Here is a 21,228-nt window from a genome sequence, read left to right as displayed (position 1 = left end):
CACGACTCGGGCAAGGAAGCCCGGGACGCCTTTGCAGCCTGTCGTTGTTATCTCGGTCCCCATCATCCTCCGATATAACAACGCCAGGCTGGTTCTGTTTTCTGGTTGTACTTCTGCAAAAAAAATCGCAGCCATTGGCTGCGACTTTTTTACCGCGAACAATTTCAGCGCTTGCGCAGCAACACGCTACCAATCGAATAACCGGCGCCGAACGAGCTGAGCACGGCCAGAGAGCCGGCGGGCAGATCGTCCTGGTTCTTGTGGAACGCAATCACGGAACCGGCGGAACTGGTGTTGGCGTAGGTGTCGAGAATCACCGGGGCTTCCTGTTCGGTGGCGTCGCGGCCCAGCAGTTTCTTGACGATCAGGTGGTTCATGCTGAGGTTGGCCTGGTGCAGCCAGAAGCGCTTCACGTCACCGATGTTGAGCTGATTCTCCTGCAGATGCTCACTGATCAGCTCGGCCACCATCGGGCAGACTTCCTTGAACACCTTGCGGCCTTCCTGCACGAACAGTTTGTCCTTGGCGCCGATGCCCTCTTCCGCCGCGCGGTTGAGGAAGCCGAAGTTGTTGCGGATGTTATTGGAGAACTTGGTCAGCAGCTTGGTGCTGACAATGTCGAACTGGTATCTGGACGTCGCCAGGTCGGCACGTTCGATGATCACCGCGGTGGCGGCATCGCCGAAGATGAAGTGGCTGTCGCGGTCACGGAAGTTCAGGTGGCCGGTGCAGACTTCCGGGTTGACCATCAGGATCGCCCGGGCCTGGCCCAACTGGATGCTGTTGGCAGCGGTCTGGATACCGAAGGTCGCCGAAGAGCACGCCACGTTCATGTCGAAACCGAAACCCTGAATGCCCAGTGCTTCCTGGACTTCGATGGCAATGGCCGGATAGGCGCGTTGCAGGTTGGAGCAGGCGACGATCACGCCGTCGATGTCCGCTGCGGTCTTGCCGGCGCGCTGCAAGGCTTGTTCGGCCGCGCCGATGGCCATCTGGCAAAGCACTGACCACTCTTCGTTGGAACGTTCCGGCAGGCGTGGAGCCATGCGTTGCGGGTCGAGGATGCCGTCCTTGTCCATGACAAAGCGGCTCTTGATGCCGGAGGCTTTTTCGATGAATGCGGCGCTGGATTCGGTCAACGCTTGCACTTCACCGCGGGCGATGGCATCGGCGTTATCGGCGTTGAATTGCGCGACGTAGGTATTGAAAGACTGGACCAGCTCTTCGTTGGAAATGCTGTTGGCCGGGGTGTACAGGCCGGTGCCACTGATGACGACTTTATGCATGGTCGTGTCTCTAATCTGTTCAGGCAGAAAGTATTGGCACCGTCGTACCAACACACAAAGGGTCTATTCCCATCCGGGGGACGCAAACCTGGCATCGCTTTATTCCGACCTGCCCGCGAACTGGAAGGCTCAAAACCGCGGGGCCGGTGTTTATAGGCGCGAAGTTTGCCATAAACCTTGGGTTTTCGCCCCTTTTGCGAGAGCGACAACAGACCTGTAGGAGCGAGCTCGCTCCTACAGGGGGGGGTCAGGCCTCTACCTGACTCCACTGCTTGTTCAGCCGCTTGTCGGAGATCGGCACCTTGGTTCCCAGTTGCTGGGCAAACAGCGAAACCCGGTATTCCTCCAGCCACCAGCGATACAACTCCAGCTGCGGATCACGCTTGCCTTCCTGGGCGTGTTTGCTGGCGCGGGTCTGGTATTGCGTCCACAGGCCGCTCAATTCGCCGCTCCAGACCCGGTCGCGCTGCACCTGGGCGCCGATTTTTTCGAAGCGTTGTTCGATGGCCTTGAGGTAACGCGGCAACTCCTTGAGCCACTGCATCGGCGTTTCCCGGACAAAACCCGGATAGACCAGGTGGCTGAGCTGCTGCTTGATGTCGTTCAGGGCCACGGCTTGCGCCAGATCGATCTTGCCCTTGAAGCGCTTTTGCAAACCGTGCCAGAGCTTGAGGATTTCCAGGGTCAGCTTCGCCACTCGCTCGGCGTGCTCGGTCCAGGCGCCGCGCTTGCGTTCAGCCAGGGACGCCAGACCCGCACCGTCACGAGGCAGCGGGTCTTCGCCCTCAAGAATGCAGCTGTCGAGGCTGGCCAGCAGAATGTCTTCCACCAACGCATCGACACGCCCCATGTCGCGATACAACAGCCCCAATTCGGTCAGGCCCGGCAACTTGCCGCGCAGGAACTTCGCCGATTCGGCCAGTTGCTGCATCAGCAGGCGTTGCAGTGCACGGCGATGCTGGAACTCGGCTTCGGCCGGCGTGGAAAAGCGACCTTCCTTGACCGTGCCGCTCTCCTCCACCAGCGCCGGATACACCGTCATCGACAGTCCGGCGATCTTCTGCCGGGTTTTCTCGGCGACGGCGGCGAACACTTTCGGCTCCACCGGTTGCTGGCTTTTCGCGGTTTGCGGGACGGCCAACGCCGCCTGGCTCGCTTCGGCGAAACGCGCAGTCAGCTCAGCCAGGTCACGACCTTCACCGAGGAACTTGCCCTGGCCGTCGACAATTTCCAGGTTCATCCGCAGATGGCTTTCGACCTGCTGCGCCGCCTCGGCCCAGGCTTCATCGCTGACCCGCGCACCGGTCATGCGCAACAGCTCGCGCCCCAGGGCCAGGGGCAGCGAGCCCTCGGCAAAGGTCATGCGCTGCAAGGCCGCCTTGACGAAGTCCGGCACCGGTACGAAGTTCTTGCGCAAGGCCTTGGGCAAGTTGCGCACCAGCGCAATGCACTTGGCTTCGATGACACCCGGCACCAGCCATTCCAGGCGCTCCGGTGGCAGCATCGGCAACAGCGGTGCCGGCACGCGCAGGGTCACGCCGTCCCGTGGGTGGTTGGGTTCGAAGTGGTAACCGAGCGCCAGTTCCAGATCGCCGATGTGCAGCGTATCCGGGTAGTGCTGGGCGGTGACTTCACTGGCTTCGCGGGCCAGCACGTCCTCTTCGCGCATGATCAGCAACTGTGGGTCTTTCTGGCTGTTGATCCGATACCAACTGTCGAAGGTCGCTGTCTGATGGATCTGCGCCGGCAGTCGCGCGTCGTAAAAGGCGAACAGGGTCTCTTCGTCGGCGAGGATGTCGCGACGACGGGCCTTGGCTTCCAGTTCGTCGAGTTGTTCCAGCAACTGTTTGTTGGCGCTCAGGCACTTGGCCTTCGACTGGATCTCGCCGCGCACCAGCCCTTCGCGGATGAACAATTCGCGAGACACCACCGGGTCCACCGGCCCGTAATGCACCGGCCGACGGCCCACCACGATCAACCCGAACAGGGTGATCTGCTCGAACGCCACGACCTGGCCGCGCTTCTTCTCCCAGTGGGGTTCGAAGTGGTTTTTCTTGATCAGATGCCCGGCCAGCGGCTCGATCCAGTCGGCGTCGATCTTCGCCACCATGCGCGCGTAGAGCTTGGTGGTTTCCACCAGTTCGGCGGTCATCAGCCACTGCGGACGCTTTTTACCGATACCCGACGACGGATGAATCCAGAACCGCCGCTGACGCGCACCGAGGTAATCACCCTCTTCGGTTTTCTGGCCGATCTGGCTCAGCAACCCCACCAGCACCGCTTTGTGCAGTTTCGGATAGTCCGCCGGCTCTTTATTGAGGCTCAACTGCATGTCGCGGCAGATCAGGCTCAGCTGACGATGGGAGTCGCGCCATTCGCGCAGGCGCAGGTAATTCAGGAAGTTCTTGCGGCACCAGTTGCGCAGCGGGTTGGCCCCCAGTGCCTGGCGCTGTTCCTCGAAACCGCGCCACAGATTGACCAGTCCAGCGAAGTCCGAGTCGGCGTCTTTCCACTGGGCGTGGGCCTGATCCGCCGCTTGCTGACGCTCCGGCGGGCGCTCACGCGGGTCCTGGATCGACATGGCGCTGGCGACGATCAGCACTTCCTGCAAGCTGCCGAGCTTCGCCGCTTCGAGCAACATGCGGCCCATGCGCGGATCCACCGGCAGCCGCGCCAGTTGACGGCCGAGCGGCGTCAATTGACTGTTGCGATCCACCGCCGAGAGCTCTTGCAGCAGGTTGAAACCGTCGCTGATGGCCTTGCCATCGGGCGGCTCAATGAACGGGAACGCGGTGATCTCACCGAGGCGCAGATGCAACATCTGCAAGATGACCGCCGCGAGGTTGGTGCGCAGGATCTCCGGATCGGTGAATTCCGGGCGACCGAGGAAATCCTCTTCGCTGTACAGGCGCACGCAAATGCCTGGTTCGACCCGTCCGCAACGGCCCTTGCGCTGGTTGGCACTAGCCTGGGAAATGGCCTCGATCGGCAGGCGCTGAACCTTGGCCCGGTAGCTGTAGCGGCTGATGCGCGCGGTGCCGCTGTCGATCACATAACGGATGCCCGGCACGGTCAGCGAGGTTTCCGCGACGTTGGTCGCCAGGACCACACGACGGCCCGGGTGCGACTGGAAAATCCGCTGCTGCTCGGCCGGCGACAGCCGCGCATACAACGGCAGGATTTCGGTGTGCTTGAGCTGAGCCTTGCGCAACATGTCGGCGGCGTCGCGAATCTCGCGCTCACCCGGCAGGAACACCAGCACGTCACCGGGGCTGCGCCGCTCGCTGCGTTCATACGCGGCGATTTCATCGAGGGTGGCGAGGATCGCCTGATCCACCGTCAGGTCGTCCTCGACGCGGTTGCCCTCTTCGTCCTGCTCCAGAGTCAACGGGCGATACCAGGTGTCCACCGGGAAAGTGCGGCCGGACACTTCGACAATCGGCGCATCGTCAAAATGCCTGGAGAAACGCTCCAGGTCGATGGTCGCCGAAGTGATGATGACCTTCAGGTCCGGACGCCGTGGCAGCAGGGTTTTCAGGTAGCCGAGCAGGAAGTCGATGTTGAGGCTGCGTTCGTGGGCTTCGTCGACGATGATCGTGTCGTAGCGTTCCAGATAGCGGTCGTTCTGGGTTTCCGCGAGCAGGATGCCGTCGGTCATCAGTTTGATCAGGGTGTTGGCATCGCTCTGATCCTCGAAGCGCACCTGATAGCCGACCAGCGCGCCCAGCGGTGTGCCGAGCTCTTCAGCCACCCGGCTGGCGACGCTGCGCGCAGCGATCCGGCGCGGCTGGGTGTGGCCGATCAGGCCATGCTGGCCGCGACCGATTTCCAGACAGATCTTCGGCAACTGGGTGGTTTTACCCGAACCGGTTTCGCCGGCGATGATCAGCACCTGGTGCTTTTCCAGCGCTTTCTTGATTTCGTCGCGCTTGGCGGCGATCGGCAGGCTGTCGTCGTAACGAATCACCGGCAGGCTGGCCTTGCGCGCCAGCACCTGGTCACAGGACGCCTGCAGGCGCGCCACCCACTGGGCCAGCTTGGCCTCGTCGGGTTTCTTGCGCAGCTCAAGCAACTGCCGCCGCAGCCGGTGGCGGTCAGCGAGCATGGCGTGATCGAGGTTTTTCAGCAGTTTGTCGATGGAGGGCGATTCGTCGGTCATCGGGTACGCAATTCAGTCGTCTAGTGGCGCAGGGTGGCGATTGTCGCAGATTTGGCGGCATAAATAATGGTGCGGTGCATGACTCCAGACCGTGTCTAGCCTTTTCGCGGGCAAGCCCGCGTAGGCATCAGTAGGCGTTACCTTTAATCCAGCCCCTTGCGCCGATACGGAAACACATCAATCACCTTCCCCGCCCGAATCGCCTCTTGCAGGCTCTTCCAGTAATCGGCGTTGTACAACTCGCCATGCAGTTGGTCGAACAACCGGCGCTGCCCCGAATCAGCAAACAGGAACGGCGGAAACTCTTCCGGGAACACGTCCAGCGGCCCGATCGAATACCACGGCTCGGAGGCCATTTCGTCCTCGGGGGTACGCGGTGCAGGGATGTGGCGAAAATTGGCCTCGGTGAGGAAGCAGATCTCGTCGTAGTCGTAGAACACCACCCGGCCGTGACGGGTCACCCCGAAGTTCTTCAACAGCATGTCGCCGGGAAAGATGTTGGCCGCCGCCAGTTGCTTGATCGCCAGCCCGTAGTCTTCCAGGGCTTCGCGTACCTGCGCCTCATTGGCGTTTTCCAGGTAGAGGTTCAGCGGGGTCATGCGTCGCTCGGTCCAGCAGTGACGGATCAGTACCGTGTCGCCTTCCACCGACACCGTGGACGGCGCGACTTCCAGCAACTCCTCCAGGCACGCCGGGTCGAACTTGCTCAGCGGGAAACGAAAGTCGGCGAACTCCTGGGTATCGGCCATGCGTCCGACCCGGTCGACACTCTTCACCAGCCGGTACTTTTCGATCACCGTGGCGCGATCGACGTTTTTCGACGGCGAGAAACGGTCCTTGATGATTTTGAACACGGTGTTGAAACCCGGCAGGGTGAACACGCTCATGACCATGCCGCGCACACCGGGGGCCATGATGAACTGGTCGTCGGAGTTGGCCAGGTGGTTGATCAGCGCCCGGTAGAACTCCGACTTGCCGTGCTTGTAGAAGCCAATCGAGGTGTACAGCTCGGCAATGTGCTTACCCGGCAGGATGCGCCGCAGGAAGCCGATAAACTCCGCCGGCACCGGCACATCCACCATGAAATACGAGCGGGTGAAGGAGAAAATGATCGACACGTCCGCCTCGTCGGTGATCAGCGCATCGATCTGGATGCCGCGCCCTTCGAGGTGCAGCAATGGAATTGCCAGCGGCCATTGCTCGTCGGCGGTGTAGATGCGCCCCACCAGGTACGCGCCTTTATTGCGGTACAGCACCGAGGAAAACAGCTCGACACTCAACTCCGGGTCCTTGCATACCCAATCCGGCAGGTTCTCGCGCAGTTGCGCTTCGAGGCGGCGCAGGTCCCCGGGCAGGTCGGCGTATTCTTCGCTGAAGCGGTAGTCGGCGAAAATGCTGGCGAGCATTGCCGACAATTGGCCTTGCGGCTTATAGGTGCGGGTTTGCGCGGCCCGGGCACGGCGCAGGCTCGGCCGGGTGGTGTGGATGAACATGCAGCCGTCGCTGATCAGGTCATGGCTGAACAGCCCGCAGAAGATCGAGTTGTACCAGGTCTCGGACAGTTCATCGTCGAAGCGCAGGTCGATCAGGCTGATGTAGGCGCTTTTGACCAGCGGCCAGCAACTGACGTCCAGCGTGTCGGCGTCAAACGCGGTGCGCAGTCGCTCCACCGTTTCGCCGACTTTTTCTTCGTACAGGTTGATTCGTGCCGCCGACGCCGATTGCGTCTCTTGCCACAGGGCCTGCTCGAAACGGGCCCGGGCGCCGTCAGTGATCTGGCGAAAATGCTCGCGGTAATCGTCAAAGCCATCGAGGATCAAGCGGGCGATGTCGGCGGCTGGCCATTGCTGCGGCATGGTGAGACCTCTGCGGGAATTCGGAAGGCTTGAGCTTAGCCAGTGAACCGGGTGCAGGAGAAGCGCAATTTTCCCGCCGCCGCGTCATCGACGCCCTGAAGAGTTCAATGCCCGGTTTTCGGTTGCCAGACTCAAGGCGCTCGGCAACACTCACCTCCCGATCAAGGAAGGAGTACATCGTGAACCCTGTCGATATTGTTCGGATGCTGTCACTGGCGGCTATATGGGGTGCGAGCTTCCTGTTCATGCGTATCATCGCCCCGGTGATCGGCACCGTTCCCACGGCTTTTTTCCGCGTCTCGATTGCCGCTGCCGGGTTGGTGGTGATACTTGGCCTGATACGTGTCCGCTGGGATTTCAAGGGCAAGCTCAAGACCGTGATGCTACTCGGCGTGCTCAACTCGGGCTTGCCGGCAACACTCTACAGCGTCGCGGCACTGGTGCTGCCGGCCGGTTACTCGGCGATTTTCAATGCCACCACGCCACTGATGGGCGTGCTGATCGGTGGCCTGTTCTTCAGTGAAAGACTCACCGCCGCCAAGCTCAGTGGGGTTTTCCTCGGGTTGCTCGGCGTCGGCGTCCTGACCCGCGCCGGTCCGGTGGCGTTCGACATGCAACTGCTGATGGGCGCACTCGCCTGCCTGCTCGCCACCACTTGCTACGGTTTTTCCGGGTTTCTCGCCCGGCGCTGGCTCGATCAGGCGGGTGGGCTGGACAGTCGACTGTCGGCGCTGGGCAGCATGCTGGGCGCGACCCTGTTCATATTGCCGTTGTTCGGCTACAGCGTGCTCAGCCAGCCACCAGCGAGCTGGGGTGGATGGAAGGTCTGGTTGTCGCTGCTGGGACTGGGGCTGGTGTGTACCGCGTTTGCCTACATCATTTACTTCCGGCTGCTCAGTTCGATCGGCCCGGTAAAGTCGTCGACCGTGACCTTCATGATCCCGCCATTCGGCGTGTTGTGGGGGGCGATGTTTCTCGATGAGCCGCTGTCGATGGCGCATATCTACGGCGGAGTGTTGATTGCGGTGGCGTTGTGGTTGGTGTTGAAGCCGGCTGCGGTGAAACCGGGTTTGGTGACGGACCGGTAGCATTGTTGCGTTTCGGATGACGCCTTCGTCGGAACGCCGCCCGGGGCAAGCCCGCCCCCACAGTTGCCCGGTATGGACACCAATTCTGTGTTCACAAAAGAACCCTTGTGGGAGCAGGCTTGCTCGCGAATGGCTGCGCCGCCGGTTTACAGTTTTTCCAGCGCCAGATTCAACTCAAGCACATTCACCACCGGCGGGCCTAACAATGGCTGCTCGATGTGGGTGTCCAGCAGTTGCTGCAGTGTCGCTACCGGCAGATTGCGCGCCGCCGCAACACGCGCCAGTTGATAGGCAATCGCCGCCGGTGGCAAGTGCGGATCGAGACCGCTGCCAGACGTAGTGACCAGCGCCAATGGCACCGGCCCCTGGCCTGGCACCAGCAGTTTGTTGGCATCGTCGATCACCCGCGTCGCCAGGGCCGGGTTGCTCGGCGACAGGTTGCTGGCACTGCTCGACACAGTGGCAAAGGCACCGGCTGAAGGGCGCGGGTGAAACCAGGCGTCACCGACGAAATCCTGGGCGATCAGCGAGGAACCGCGGACCTTGCCCTCGGCATCATGCACCAGGCTGCCGTTGGCCTGATCCGGGAACGCGACCTGGGCCACACCAGTGACCGCCAGTGGATAAGCGACGCCGGTGATCAGCGTCATCAGGACCAGCAGGCTCAGGGCCGGGCGTATCAATGTGGACATTTCAAAATCCTCGAATTCGCAGGAAAGCCTGTAGGAGCGAGCTTGCTCGCGATGCAATTGAGAGCGCCGCGTACAGTCCGGAAGCACTCGTTATCGTTAACCACCATCGCGAGCGAGCTCGCGCCTACAGGGGGGTGTTCAGTCAAACCAGATGCAGCGCTGTCAACAGCATGTCGATCGCCTTGATGCCCACGAACGGCACCAGAATCCCGCCCAGTCCATAGATCAGCAGATTGCGTCGCAACAACGCCGCCGCACTCGCCGCCTGCACGCGCACACCGCGCAATGCCAGAGGGATCAGCACCACAATGATCAGGGCGTTGAATACGATCGCCGAGAGAATCGCGCTCTGCGGACTGCTCAGGTGCATCACGTTGAGCACGCCCAGTTGCGGGTAGATCGCGGCGAACAGCGCCGGCAGAATCGCGAAGTACTTGGCCACGTCGTTGGCGATGGAAAAGGTCGTCAGCGCACCACGGGTCACCAGCAACTCCTTGCCGATCTGCACCACGTCCAGCAACTTGGTCGGGTCGCTGTCGAGGTCGACCATATTGGCCGCTTCACGTGCGGCTTGTGTGCCATCGTTCATTGCCATGCCGACGTCCGCCTGGGCCAGTGCCGGGGCGTCGTTGGCGCCGTCGCCGCACATGGCGACCAGGCGACCGTCGTTTTGCTCGTGACGAATGCGTGCCAGTTTTTTCTCCGGCGTGGCTTCCGCCAGCACGTCATCCACACCCGCTTCGGCGGCGATGGCAGCGGCGGTCAACGGGTTGTCGCCGGTGACCATGACGGTGCGAATGCCCAGTTTGCGCAGCTCGGCGAAACGCTCGCGGATGCCCGGCTTGACCACGTCCTTGAGGTGGATCACACCGAGCAACTTGCCGTCGGCACACACCAGCAACGGCGTGCCACCGCTTTGGGCAATCCTGTCGATTTCACGGGACAACGGTGCAGCCAGATCCACCCGCTTGAGGCCAATGAACGCCAGCAACGAATCCACCGCCCCTTTGCGGTACACGCGCCCCTGATAGTCGACACCGGACAAGCGGGTTTCGGCACTGAATGGCACGGCTGTCAGCCCATCGGCGGAAGGCTCAGGTTGCGGATGAGTGCCACGCAGGTATTCGACGATCGACTTGCCTTCAGCGGTGTCGTCGGCCAGCGAAGCCAGCAATGCGCCTTCGGCCAGTTCCCTGGCCGTCACACCCGGGGCGGCATACACCGCCGAGCAACGACGGTTACCGAAGGTGATGGTGCCGGTCTTGTCCAGCAGCAGGACGTGCACGTCGCCCGCCGCTTCCACCGCACGACCGGACTTGGCGATCACGTTCAGGCGTACCAGCCGATCCATGCCGGCGATACCGATGGCCGACAGCAAACCGCCGATGGTGGTCGGAATCAACGTGACCAACAATGCCACCAGGAATACCAGCGGCAGGCTGCCATTGGCGAAGTGGGCGAACGGTTGCAGGGTCACGACCACCATCAGGAAGATCAGGGTCAGGCCGATCAGCAGGATGTCCAGAGCCACTTCGTTCGGGGTTTTCTGGCGTTTGGCGCCTTCGACCAGAGCGATCATGCGGTCCAGGGTCGATTCGCCAGGGTTGGCGGTGATCCTCACCAGCAGCCAGTCGGACACCAGCCTTGTATTGCCGGTGACGGCCGAGCGGTCGCCACCGGACTCGCGAATCACCGGTGCCGATTCACCGGTAATCGCCGCTTCATTGACCGCCGCGATGCCTTCGATCACTTCACCGTCACCGGGGATCATCTCCCCTGCTTCGACGCGCACCACATCGCCCTTGCGCAGGCTGGTGGCCGGCACCACCTGGAAGGTGCCGTTGCTGGTTTTGCGGCGAGCGCTCAAACCTTCGCTGCCAGCCTTGAGACTGTCGGCGCGGGCCTTGCCGCGACCTTCGGCCAGGGCCTCGGCGAAATTGGCGAACAGCACGGTGAACCACAGCCACAGGGCAATTTGCGCGGCGACGAAAGTCGGCACCGCAGTGTCCGGCACGAAGCACAGCACAGTGGTCAGGATTGCAGTCAGCTCGACCACCAACATCACCGGCGCACGTTGCAATTGCCGTGGGTCGAGCTTGACGAAGGCTTGCAGCAACGCCGGACGCCAGAGGGCCGAGATTGCGGTTTTTGGTGCTTCGGCCGACTTGGTCGGTGAGGCAGGTTTTGCAGCAGGAACATGCATATTCATGATGGATTCCTTAGCTCCCTATTTCAGAAGAGCAGCCATGCTCAAGTGTTCGGCAATCGGCCCCAACGCCAGGGTCGGCAAGAAGGTCAAACCACCCACCAGCAAAATGGTCACGGTCAGCAGGGTCACGAACAGCGGGCCGTGGGTCGGAAAGCTGTTCTGGCCGATCGGTGCGGTTTTCTTCATCGCCAGGCTGCCAGCCAGGGCCAGGACCGGGAGGATGTAACCGAAACGACCGATCAACATGCCAAGCCCCAGCATCAGGTTGTGGAACGGAGTGTTGGCACCAAAGCCGCCGAACGCCGAGCCGTTGTTGGCACTGGCCGAGGTGTAGGCGTAGAGCAGTTGACTGAAACCGTGGGCGCCTGGATTGCTCACGGCAGCCACCGGGCCTGGCAGGCTGGCGGCGATCGCGCCGAGCACCAGTACGCCAATCGGCATGACCATCAGGGTCACTACCAGCAATTGCACTTCCTTGGCCTGCAGTTTCTTGCCGAGGTATTCCGGAGTACGGCCAATCATCAGCCCGGCAAGGAACACTGCGATCAGCACGTTGAGCAACATGCCGTAGAGCCCGGCACCGACGCCGCCGAAGATCACTTCGCCGACCATCATGTTGACCAGCGCCACCATGCCGCTCAGTGGGTTGAGGCTGTCGTGCATGCCGTTCACCGAACCATTGGAAGCGGATGTGGTGGTCACCGACCAGAGCACGGTGGCGGTGGTGCCGAAGCGTGCTTCCTTGCCTTCCAGCGGCGCGGCCTGCTCGACAGAGACGTTGTTCAAGGCCGGGTTCGGTTGGTATTCGGCCCACAGCGAGGTTGCGCCGCCGATCAGGAACAGCGCCAGCATGCAGGCGATGATCGCGCGACTCTGACGCAGGTCCTTCACGTAGTGGCCGAAGGTGAACACCAGTGCCACCGGAATCAGGATGATCGAGGCCACTTCGAACAGGTTGCTCCACGCCGTCGGGTTCTCGAACGGATGCGCCGAGTTCACACCAAAGAAGCCACCACCGTTGGTGCCCAATTGCTTGATCGCAATCTGGCTGGCGGCCGGGCCCAGCGGGATCACTTGATCAACGCCCTGCACGGTGACCGCATTCACGTATTGCGCGAAGGTTTGCGGCACGCCCTGACAGACCAGATACAGCGCCAGCAGCAGGCACAGTGGCAACAAGCCGTAGAGGGTGGCGCGGGTCATGTCGACCCAGAAGTTGCCAAGCGATGCGGTGGATTTGCGACCGATACCACGGCACAGCGCAACCAGAACCGCGAGGCCGGTGGCGGCGCTGACGAAGTTCTGCACGGTGAGGCCGACCATCTGGCTCAGATAGCTCAAGGACGCTTCGCCGCTGTAGGCCTGCCAGTTAGTGTTGGTCATGAAACTGATGGCGGTGTTGAACGCCAGTGTCCACTCCTGGCCCGGCAGGTTTTGCGGGTTCAGCGGCAAGTGGTCCTGGAACAACAGGATCGCGAACAGCAGCAGGAACCCCGCAAAGTTGAAGGCGAGCAAGGCCAGCGTGTACTTCTGCCAGCTCTGTTCGGCCTGCGGATCGACGCCGGCCAGACGATAACAACCACGTTCGACCGGGCCGAGAATCGGTGTCAGCCAGGTGCGCTGTCCTTCCATCACCTTGTAGTAGAAGCGCCCGAGAAACGGTGCCGGGACCAATACCACCGCGAAAAACCCGAGGATCAGCCAATAGTCATAACTGTGCATAGCCGCTCCTAGTTCCGGTCCGCGCGCAACAGCGCAACCAACAGATAAATGAACAGCCCCACTGCCAACAGCAGTGACACCCCGTCCAGAACGCTCATGGAAGTTCTCCGTGTTACGGCGCATTGCCGCGTGTGGAGTCATTGTCGGAAAGGAGGCTGTAAAGGAACGAGACCGAGGGTGCGCGCGGGGCATAAAGAAAGCGTAAAGAGTGGGTTTACGCAGGGGTTAGAGTTTGCCGGAAGGCGTTCCGGTACGGAGAAAACCGGATGTGTCGCAGGTAGAGCTATAAAATGTGCTCGAGAGTAGTGAGTGTCTGCTGCAAGTCATGGATAATCCTGCCGATAGGCGCGACGCAACCGAATTGGTCAAGAACTCTTGCACCTCTGCGCTCGTGCCTGCAAGCTACCGCCATTCGCATTACTGAAAAAGGCTGGCCCTACATGCGTATCCTTATCACCGGCGGAGCCGGCTTCATAGGCTCGGCCCTTGTTCGCGAGCTGATTCAACACACTGAGCATGAAGTGCTCAACCTGGACAAACTGACCTATGCCGGTAATCTCGAGTCGCTGACCAGTATTGCCAATGACACTCGCTACGAGTTCGTTCAGGCCGATATCGTGGATCAGGTGACCGTCACAGCCGTGCTGGCACGTTTCCAGCCTCACGCGATCATGCACCTGGCAGCGGAGTCCCACGTCGATCGCTCCATCGACGGACCATCGGAATTCATCCAGACCAACATCGTTGGCACCTACAGCCTTCTCGAGGCCACCCGCGCGTATTGGCAAGCCCTCCCGGAGCCTGAGAAAAGCGCCTTCCGCTTTCATCACATCTCCACTGACGAGGTTTACGGCGACCTGCACGGTGTCGACGATCTGTTTACGGAAACGACGCCCTACGCACCGAGCTCGCCCTACTCCGCCAGCAAGGCAGCGTCCGACCACCTGGTCCGCGCCTGGCAGCGAACCTATGGCCTGCCGGTGCTGCTGACCAATTGCTCGAACAATTACGGACCGTTCCACTTCCCCGAGAAACTGATTCCGCTGGTCATCCTCAATGCCTTGGCCGGCAAGCCGCTGCCGGTGTATGGCAATGGCCTGCAAGTGCGCGACTGGTTGTTCGTCGAAGATCATGCGCGGGCACTGCTCAAGGTGGTAACCACCGGCACCGTCGGCGAGACCTACAACATCGGCGGGCACAACGAACAAAAGAACATCGACGTGGTGCGTGGCATCTGCGCCCTGCTGGAAGAACTGGCACCGCACAAGCCTGAGGGCGTTGCGCATTACGCCGACCTGATCAAGTTCGTCCAGGATCGTCCTGGTCATGACTTACGCTACGCAATCGATGCCAGCAAGATTGAACGCGAACTGGGCTGGGTGCCCGAAGAAACGTTCGAAACCGGCTTGCGCAAAACCGTTCAGTGGTACCTGGACAACATGGAGTGGTGCCGCCGTGTTCAAGATGGCAGCTATCAGGGCGAACGCCTTGGCGCCATCAATCCCAAGGAGTTGCTCGTATGATGAAAGGTATCGTTTTGGCGGGCGGCTCGGGCACACGCCTGCATCCAATTACGCTCGGAGTGTCGAAACAGCTGTTGCCGGTCTACGACAAGCCGATGATCTACTATCCGATCTCGGTGCTGATGCTGGCCGGCATCAAGGATATCCTGCTGATCTCCACCCCGCAGGATCTACCTCAGTATCGCAATCTGCTGGGTGATGGCAGTCAGTTCGGGGTGAACTTCAGCTTTGCCGAGCAGCCATCACCGGACGGCCTGGCCCAGGCTTTTCTGATTGGCGAAGAGTTCATTGGCGATGACCCTGTGTGCCTGATCCTGGGCGACAACATCTTCCATGGTCAGCACTTTGGCGAACAATTGCAGAACGCGGCAAAACGCGCCTCCGGTGCCACCGTGTTCGGCTACTGGGTCAAAGACCCCGAGCGCTTCGGTGTCATCGATTTCGACAGCGATGGTCGTGCGCTTTCGATCGAAGAAAAACCGAAAAAGCCGAAATCCAGTTATGCCGTGACCGGCCTGTATTTCTATGACAACGATGTGATCGAGATCGCCAAGGCGGTGAAACCTTCGCCTCGCGGCGAGCTGGAAATAACCGACGTCAACAATGCCTATCTGCAACGTGGCGATCTGCAGGTCGAGCGTTTTGGTCGAGGCTTTGCCTGGCTCGACACCGGCACCCACGATAGCCTGCTCGAAGCCTCTCAGTACGTGCAAACCATCGAACACCGCCAAGGCCTGAAAGTGGCGTGCCTGGAAGAGATAGCCTATGAGAATGGCTGGATCGACCGCGACCAACTGCTGGAGCGCGCCCAATACTTCGGCAAAACGGGCTATGGCCAGTACCTGGCCAAATTGGCAGGGGAAGAGTAATGAGTCCGTGTGAGCCCGATCTGCCCTTGGGCGAGAGTGAACTTTCCCCATGAAAGTACTCATCAATGGCCGGCATGGTCAGGTCTCACATGAGCTGCAACAGCGGCTGGGTGCCGTCGGCGAACTGATCGTATTGGGTCGCGATCAGCTCGATCTCGCGCAACCCGATCAGATTCGCCGTCAGGTGCAAAACCTCCGGCCCGATCTGATCATCAACGCAGCAGCCCATACAGCGGTTGATCTGGCAGAAAGCGAGCCACAATCGGCCTTTGCCATTAACGCCATAGCTCCCGGCATCCTTGCTGAAGAAGCGCTGGCTCTCGACATCCCGTTGATACATTACTCCACGGACTATGTATTCGACGGGACGAAAGCCGGGCCTTACAACGAGGACGACACGCCCAATCCGCTCGGGGTATACGGCAAGAGCAAGCTGGCCGGTGAGCAGGCGATCAGGGACGTGCATGGTAAACATCTGATCCTGCGTACCAGCTGGGTCTATTCGAGTCATGGCCGTAACTTTCTGCTGACGATGCAACGTTTGCTGCAAGAAAAACCGGAGCTACGTGTAGTCGCCGATCAAATCGGCGCACCTACATGGGCCGGTACAATCGCCAACAGCACCCTTGCCTTGATTGAACGCTGGCAGACGAACACGGCTGCAAACTGGGGTACCTATCACCTGACCGCTCAAGGTGAAACCTCCTGGTTCGGTTTCGCCCAGGCGATCGGCGAGGCATTGCGACAACAGGGCAAGCCCTGCGCCGAACTGTTTCCGATCCCGACCAGCGACTACCCGACACCCGCCGCCCGACCGCTCAACTCGCGCCTGGATTGCAGTCGCTTGCAACGCGATTGGGGTGTCAGTCAACCTGACTGGCAAACGGCGTTGCGCGAATGCCTAACTGAACAAACCTGAGCATCAACCGCTGCCCGCACCGGCATACCCGCGTTGCAGCGGTAGCTGGCTGCGGGCTTGCTCTCGAAAGCGGCATTTGAAGTAGCGGCGCCCCTGACTGACGCACAAAATTCGTGTATCCAAGGGCGAACATCCCCGATACGACAGCTTTCCAGCCATTACGACGTACCCTCGCAAAATGGCACGCCCACTGCACAGCCCTCCACTGAGCTTTCCAAACCACTCAGGGAGCAAACGCATGAACACACAACTCAAACCCACGCTGGGCACGTTGCACCTGTGGGGCATTGCAGTCGGGCTGGTGATTTCCGGGGAGTATTTCGGCTGGAGCTATGGCTGGGGCGTAGCCGGGACTTTGGGCTTTCTGGTCACCTCGTTCATGGTCGCCACCCTTTACACCTGCTTCATCTTCAGTTTCACCGAGCTGACCACCGCCATTCCTCATGCGGGCGGTCCCTTTGCCTACAGCCGTCGCGCCTTTGGCGAAAAAGGCGGGTTGATCGCCGGGCTGGCGACACTGATCGAATTCGTCTTCGCCCCACCGGCGATTGCCTTGGCCATCGGCGCCTACCTCAATGTCCAGTTTCCAGCCCTGGACCCTAAACACGCGGCAGTCGGTGCCTACATCGTATTCATGGGCCTCAACATCCTCGGGGTGAAACTGGCGGCGACCTTCGAACTGGTGGTCTGCGTGTTGGCGGTCGCTGAATTGCTGGTATTCATGGGCGTGGTCGCTCCGGCGTTCAGCTTCAGCAACTTCGCACTCAATGGCTGGGCCGGCGCCGACGTGTTCGGTGCTCCGGCGATCGCCGGGATATTCGCGGCGATCCCCTTTGCCATCTGGTTCTTCCTCGCCATCGAAGGCGCAGCCATGGCTGCCGAAGAAGCCAAGGACCCGAAACGCACGATTCCCAAGGCTTACATCAGCGGTATCCTGACCTTGGTACTGCTGGCGATGGGCGTGATGTTCTTCGCCGGTGGCGTCGGCGACTGGCGCACCCTGTCGAATATCAACGACCCGCTGCCGCAGGCGATGAAAACCGTGGTCGGCGAAAGCTCGGGCTGGCTGCACATGCTGGTGTGGATCGGCCTGTTCGGTCTGGTGGCGAGCTTCCACGGGATCATCCTTGGCTACTCGCGGCAGTTCTTTGCCCTCGCCCGGGCCGGTTACCTGCCGGCGTCCCTGGCCAGGTTGTCGCGCTTTCAAACCCCGCACAGAGCCATCGTCGCCGGCGGAGTAATCGGCATAGCGGCCATCTACAGCGACGGCCTGATCAACCTCGGCGGAATGACGCTGACCGCCGCGATGATCACCATGGCCGTATTCGGCGCCATCGTGATGTACATCATGAGCATGCTCAGCCTGTTCAAACTGCGTAAAACCGAGCCGAACCTGGAACGCACCTTCCGCGCCCCGTGTTACCCGTTGGTGCCGTTCATTGCACTGATGCTGGCGGTGGTGTGCCTGGTGGCGATGGCCTGGTTCAACACGTTGATCGGTCTGATCTTCCTGGCCTTCATGGCGGCAGGTTTCGTGTACTTCATGCTCACCGCACAGTTGCGCGCCGACGCACCGGCGGATGCGATGCTCACCGGACATTGAATGCGTTCGGGTGAACCTTGAACAACAGGCATAGAATGGAGTGATAGCGATGGAACTGCGATAAAACCCAATCGCTCAAAGTGGTATGCATGAGCGGTTGGCGAACCCTCGCCAACCGCCTGTTTTCAAGGAGAGTCCTATGCCCTGGTATGCCTGGTTGATTCTGGTCGTTGCCATCGGCTCGATCGTTGGTGGTCTGATGCTGCTGCGCGACACCGCAAACAAGGTCGAACTGACCGAAGAGCAACGTAAGCGCGTCGCCGAACGCAATGCGGAAATGGACGCCAAGGAAGCCCAGGACCGCTGACTGAAAACCCCGCCTTGATCGGCGGGGTTTGTTTTTGCGTGAAAGCTCCTGCAATCATGCCGCTTTGCACCCATATCGAAGCATCTGCATGCTTTTTAGAAGTAGAAGTACAGTCACCATGCAATTTTCATTGGTTAATATGGGCCGCATTGATGCGGAGATATCAGATGCGTTACTCGCAGGACCATAAAGCCCAGACCCACCAACGCATAATCAAGGAAGCTTCAGCGCGATTTCGACGCGACGGTATCGGCGCGACCGGGCTGCAGCCCCTGATGAAAGCTCTGGGCTTGACCCACGGCGGCTTTTACTCGCACTTCAAGTCCAAGGACGAACTGGTGGAGAAAGCCTTGCAGGAGGCTGGTGCACAAGTCGACGAGTTGTGCGCGCAAATCTTCGCAGAGGAGCATCCACTCGAAGCCTTCATTGACACCTACCTGTCCGAATGGCATCAAACCTCGCCTCACGAAGGCTGCCCGCTGCTGACCATTTCCTCGGAACTGGGGCTGCGTGGTCAGCCGAGTCCAACCAGCGACGTCGTGCTCCAGGCGCGGCTCGATCAGATCCAACACACCCTTGGTGGTGAGCACACCGCCGACCGCAGCATCGTCATCATGTCCACGCTGGTCGGTGCCTTGCTGTTATCGCGCAGCGTGGCTGACGCCGAGTTTGCCCAACGGATTCTCGACGTCGCACGCGAATACCTCAAACACTCACAGGATTAACCCTGCCAACGCTTGAACAGCACACTGGCATTGACCCCGCCAAATCCGAAGCCGTTGGACAACGCATATTCGATGGCCATCGGCCGTGCGGCGCCATGAACGATGTCCACACCTTCAGTGGCAGGGTCCGGGCTCTCGAAATTGAGGGTGGCTGGCACAACCTGGTCACGGATCGCCAGCAGCGTAAAGATCGCTTCGAGTCCACCCGCGGCTCCGAGCAAATGCCCGGTCGCCGACTTGGTTGATGTCACAGCGATGCCATTTTGCGCACCGAACAATGCCTTGATCGCCGCCAGCTCCCCCAGATCCCCCACCGGAGTCGAGGTTGCATGAGCATTCAGATGCTGAACCTGAGCCGGTGACACTCCTGCCTGCGCCAATGCCAACGACATTGCTCGCCGCGCACCGCTGCCGTCTTCGGGGCCGGCGGTCAGGTGAAAGGCATCGGCGCTGGTGCCGTAGCCGACCAGTTCCGCCAGCGGCTGGGCGCCCCTGGCCAGTGCATGGTCCAGAGACTCGATGACCAGCAGCCCGGCCCCTTCTCCCATGACAAAGCCATCGCGACCACTGTCGAAAGGTCGTGAAGCGCGCTCAGGCGTTTCGTTGTAAGCGCTGGACAAGGCGCGAGCAGCCGCAAACCCGGCAAGACTGACCCGATCGATCGCCGCTTCCGCACCGCCGCATACCGCGATATCCGCCTCGCCCGCGCGGATCAGCCGCGCCGCGTCGCCAATCGCCTGAACCCCGGCGGCGCATGCCGTGACCGGCGCGCCCAATGGCCCCTTGAAGCCATGCTGGATCGACACATGACCTGCCGCCAGGTTGACCAGAAATGAAGGGATAGTGAATGGAGACAAACGTCTCGGCCCACGGCTATCGGTGGTACGCACCGCGTCGGCAATCGCGCCGAAACCGCCCACACCAGAACCGATGATGGTGGCCGTGCGTTCCTGAGCATTGGCGTCCAGCGCTTGCCAGCCGGCTTGCTCCAGTGCCTGACGCGCCGCTTCCATGGCGAACAGAATAAAACGGTCCATCTTCTTCTGTTCCTTGGGTGGGGTTGCCCGGTCCGGATCGAACCCCGCCTCCGGATCATCAGCCAGCGCAGGCACGGCACCGCCGACCGTGGCCGGCAGATCGGCAACCACCTCTTGCGGCAGATTGCGCAGCCCGGAACGCCCGGCCAGCAGCCGCTTCCAGACCGCTTCGACACCGCTCCCCAGCGGCGACACCAGGCCCATACCTGTTACAACCACGCGTCGATCACTCATACCACACATACCTCAAGCCGGTTGATGGCGCTTACCGATAACGGGCAGCGGCTTTGCTTCTGGAAAGATTAGGCGCCATCACAAGACGCGCCGCCACAAAGGCATCCCAATCGCCCGCATCCGGTAACGACGGAATGGTGATCAATTCACCTTGGTCCAGACCCGACAACGCCGCATCGACCATCTCGCCCGCCTCCATCACCATGTCCGCAGGAATTTGTGACGCATCGATACCAGAGCGCTCCCAGATCTCGGTGCGTGTCACACCGGGCAGCACCGCCTGGATCTTCACACCGGTGCCATCCAGCTCGGCGTTCAACGATTGAGTCAAGCTCAATACATAGGCCTTGCTGGCGCTGTACGTCGCGTTGAAACGCTCGGGAAACAACGCCACCACCGATGCAATATTGATGATGGTGCCGCGCCCGACCTTGGTAAAACTGGCAGCCGCCGCCGCGGCCAATCGCGTGACAGCCGTGATGTTGAGCTGAATCATTCGCTCCAGTTGATCGGTATCGGCATTGGCCAATGGCCCGTCAGCCGCCACGCCGGCGTTATTGAGCAACAGGCTGATACTCGAATCGCTGCGCAACCGCTGTTCGAGCTGCAGCACGTCTTGTTTTTGGGTCAGATCCGCCTTCAGCACTTCGACCTTGATCCCACGCTCCGAGCGCAGCCTGCTCGCCGCCGCCTCCAGTCGCTGCTCGTCTCGAGCCACCAGCAACAAATCAAAACCACGGGCCGCCAACCGCTCAGCGTAAACCGCCCCGATGCCGGAAGAGGCACCAGTAACGAGGGCCGTACCTTGGGACTGAACCGAATTCATGACTGTACTCCTGAAGGATGCCGAGTGATGCCTGACGCCAAAACAATTCGGCGCAAGCGGTTTTTATTATAGGCATAATTCAATCTCAATATGATAGTCGTAATTTTTCTCCCGGGAACGGTTGGTTCTCGTCAGTGCTCGGACCAGAATGAGAGTAGACCCAGAATAAACGC

At 60.7% G+C, this 21,228-nt stretch carries 16 protein-coding genes; 7 read left to right on the top strand and 9 right to left on the bottom strand.

Annotated elements, in window-relative coordinates; translation table 11 throughout:
• Positions 1–164: 164 nt before the first annotated feature.
• The 3 genes from CAF65_RS16560 to aceK all read right to left on the bottom strand — a co-directional run bounded on the left by CAF65_RS16560 (position 165) and on the right by aceK (position 7,301).
• A complete protein-coding gene (locus CAF65_RS16560) occupies positions 165–1,286 on the bottom strand; it encodes a beta-ketoacyl-ACP synthase III (protein ID WP_085717237.1) in 1,122 nt (373 codons plus the stop codon).
• A 247-nt stretch (positions 1,287–1,533) separates the two neighbouring features.
• Positions 1,534–5,445 carry an ATP-dependent RNA helicase HrpA gene (hrpA, locus tag CAF65_RS16555; RefSeq protein WP_085717236.1) on the bottom strand — a complete coding sequence of 1,304 codons (3,912 nt, stop codon included), beginning with the start codon at positions 5,443–5,445 and terminating at the stop codon, positions 1,534–1,536.
• A gap of 143 nt (positions 5,446–5,588) precedes the next feature.
• Positions 5,589–7,301 (bottom strand): bifunctional isocitrate dehydrogenase kinase/phosphatase, encoded by a 1,713-nt coding sequence (aceK, locus tag CAF65_RS16550; protein WP_085717235.1) that lies wholly within the window; start codon positions 7,299–7,301, stop codon positions 5,589–5,591.
• 179 nt (positions 7,302–7,480) lie between these two features.
• Here aceK and CAF65_RS16545 point away from each other — a divergent pair, with 179 nt between their 5' ends.
• A complete protein-coding gene (locus CAF65_RS16545) occupies positions 7,481–8,389 on the top strand; it encodes a DMT family transporter (protein ID WP_085717234.1) in 909 nt (302 codons plus the stop codon).
• Positions 8,390–8,535: 146 nt separating this feature from the next.
• Here the strand turns inward: CAF65_RS16545 and kdpC are convergent, their stop codons facing one another.
• The 4 genes from kdpC to kdpF form a co-directional block, all read right to left on the bottom strand.
• Positions 8,536–9,081 carry a potassium-transporting ATPase subunit KdpC gene (kdpC, locus tag CAF65_RS16540; RefSeq protein WP_085717233.1) on the bottom strand — a complete coding sequence of 182 codons (546 nt, stop codon included), beginning with the start codon at positions 9,079–9,081 and terminating at the stop codon, positions 8,536–8,538.
• 142 nt (positions 9,082–9,223) lie between these two features.
• Positions 9,224–11,284: a potassium-transporting ATPase subunit KdpB gene (kdpB, locus tag CAF65_RS16535; RefSeq protein ID WP_178076711.1), complete on the bottom strand. Its 2,061-nt coding sequence runs from the start codon at positions 11,282–11,284 to the stop codon at positions 9,224–9,226.
• A gap of 24 nt (positions 11,285–11,308) precedes the next feature.
• Positions 11,309–13,012 (bottom strand): potassium-transporting ATPase subunit KdpA, encoded by a 1,704-nt coding sequence (gene kdpA, locus CAF65_RS16530; protein ID WP_085717231.1) that lies wholly within the window; start codon positions 13,010–13,012, stop codon positions 11,309–11,311.
• A gap of 8 nt (positions 13,013–13,020) precedes the next feature.
• Positions 13,021–13,110 (bottom strand): K(+)-transporting ATPase subunit F, encoded by a 90-nt coding sequence (gene kdpF / locus CAF65_RS16525; protein WP_007899818.1) that lies wholly within the window; start codon positions 13,108–13,110, stop codon positions 13,021–13,023.
• A 342-nt stretch (positions 13,111–13,452) separates the two neighbouring features.
• On the opposite strand from kdpF, the gene rfbB reads away from it, so the two are divergent.
• The 6 genes from rfbB to CAF65_RS16495 all read left to right on the top strand — a co-directional run bounded on the left by rfbB (position 13,453) and on the right by CAF65_RS16495 (position 18,958).
• Entirely contained in the window at positions 13,453–14,535 is a 1,083-nt protein-coding gene (gene rfbB, locus CAF65_RS16520; RefSeq protein WP_085717230.1) for a dTDP-glucose 4,6-dehydratase, read from the top strand.
• Complete coding sequence (rfbA, locus tag CAF65_RS16515; RefSeq protein WP_085717229.1) at positions 14,532–15,404, top strand: glucose-1-phosphate thymidylyltransferase RfbA; 873 nt, start codon at positions 14,532–14,534, stop codon at positions 15,402–15,404. Before rfbB ends, rfbA begins: the two co-directional genes overlap by 4 nt.
• Positions 15,405–15,453: 49 nt before the next feature.
• Positions 15,454–16,323: a dTDP-4-dehydrorhamnose reductase gene (rfbD, locus tag CAF65_RS16510; protein ID WP_085717228.1), complete on the top strand. Its 870-nt coding sequence runs from the start codon at positions 15,454–15,456 to the stop codon at positions 16,321–16,323.
• A gap of 238 nt (positions 16,324–16,561) precedes the next feature.
• Positions 16,562–17,926 carry an ethanolamine permease gene (gene eat, locus CAF65_RS16505; RefSeq protein WP_085717227.1) on the top strand — a complete coding sequence of 455 codons (1,365 nt, stop codon included), beginning with the start codon at positions 16,562–16,564 and terminating at the stop codon, positions 17,924–17,926.
• Between the two features lie 139 nt (positions 17,927–18,065).
• Positions 18,066–18,233: a DUF2897 family protein gene (locus tag CAF65_RS16500; protein ID WP_007985427.1), complete on the top strand. Its 168-nt coding sequence runs from the start codon at positions 18,066–18,068 to the stop codon at positions 18,231–18,233.
• Positions 18,234–18,400: 167 nt separating this feature from the next.
• A complete protein-coding gene (locus CAF65_RS16495; protein ID WP_085717226.1) occupies positions 18,401–18,958 on the top strand; it encodes a TetR/AcrR family transcriptional regulator in 558 nt (185 codons plus the stop codon).
• On the opposite strand, the gene fabF is transcribed toward CAF65_RS16495, so the two are convergent.
• Entirely contained in the window at positions 18,955–20,229 is a 1,275-nt protein-coding gene (fabF, locus tag CAF65_RS16490) for a beta-ketoacyl-ACP synthase II (RefSeq protein ID WP_085717225.1), read from the bottom strand. The two genes, CAF65_RS16495 and fabF, sit on opposite strands and share 4 nt — an antisense overlap.
• 31 nt (positions 20,230–20,260) lie before the next feature.
• Positions 20,261–21,055, bottom strand: coding sequence for an SDR family oxidoreductase (locus tag CAF65_RS16485; RefSeq protein ID WP_085717224.1), 795 nt, complete (start codon positions 21,053–21,055; stop codon positions 20,261–20,263).
• Positions 21,056–21,228 lie beyond the last annotated feature (173 nt).

Origin of the sequence: Pseudomonas sp. B28(2017) (assembly GCF_002113025.1) — a bacterium.
GTDB lineage: Bacteria > Pseudomonadota > Gammaproteobacteria > Pseudomonadales > Pseudomonadaceae > Aquipseudomonas.
The sequence above is the reverse complement of the archived record's forward strand: the minus strand, read 5'-3'. Positions and strand labels throughout refer to the sequence as shown.

Excerpts from the sequence above, each read along its gene's own strand:
- aceK (WP_085717235.1), bottom strand. The coding sequence starts at position 7,301 with ATGCCGCAGCAATGGCCAGCCGCCGACATCGCCCGCTTGATCCTCGAT.
- rfbB (WP_085717230.1), top strand. The coding sequence starts at position 13,453 with ATGCGTATCCTTATCACCGGCGGAGCCGGCTTCATAGGCTCGGCCCTT.
- rfbA (WP_085717229.1), top strand. The coding sequence starts at position 14,532 with ATGATGAAAGGTATCGTTTTGGCGGGCGGCTCGGGCACACGCCTGCAT.
- fabF (WP_085717225.1), bottom strand. The coding sequence starts at position 20,229 with ATGAGTGATCGACGCGTGGTTGTAACAGGTATGGGCCTGGTGTCGCCG.
- CAF65_RS16560 (WP_085717237.1), bottom strand. The coding sequence starts at position 1,286 with ATGCATAAAGTCGTCATCAGTGGCACCGGCCTGTACACCCCGGCCAAC.
- rfbD (WP_085717228.1), top strand. The coding sequence starts at position 15,454 with ATGAAAGTACTCATCAATGGCCGGCATGGTCAGGTCTCACATGAGCTG.
- CAF65_RS16500 (WP_007985427.1), top strand. The coding sequence starts at position 18,066 with ATGCCCTGGTATGCCTGGTTGATTCTGGTCGTTGCCATCGGCTCGATC.
- kdpC (WP_085717233.1), bottom strand. The coding sequence starts at position 9,081 with ATGTCCACATTGATACGCCCGGCCCTGAGCCTGCTGGTCCTGATGACG.
- hrpA (WP_085717236.1), bottom strand. The coding sequence starts at position 5,445 with ATGACCGACGAATCGCCCTCCATCGACAAACTGCTGAAAAACCTCGAT.
- CAF65_RS16485 (WP_085717224.1), bottom strand. The coding sequence starts at position 21,055 with ATGAATTCGGTTCAGTCCCAAGGTACGGCCCTCGTTACTGGTGCCTCT.
- eat (WP_085717227.1), top strand. The coding sequence starts at position 16,562 with ATGAACACACAACTCAAACCCACGCTGGGCACGTTGCACCTGTGGGGC.
- kdpA (WP_085717231.1), bottom strand. The coding sequence starts at position 13,012 with ATGCACAGTTATGACTATTGGCTGATCCTCGGGTTTTTCGCGGTGGTA.
- kdpB (WP_178076711.1), bottom strand. The coding sequence starts at position 11,284 with ATGCATGTTCCTGCTGCAAAACCTGCCTCACCGACCAAGTCGGCCGAA.
- kdpF (WP_007899818.1), bottom strand. The coding sequence starts at position 13,110 with ATGAGCGTTCTGGACGGGGTGTCACTGCTGTTGGCAGTGGGGCTGTTC.
- CAF65_RS16495 (WP_085717226.1), top strand. The coding sequence starts at position 18,401 with ATGCGTTACTCGCAGGACCATAAAGCCCAGACCCACCAACGCATAATC.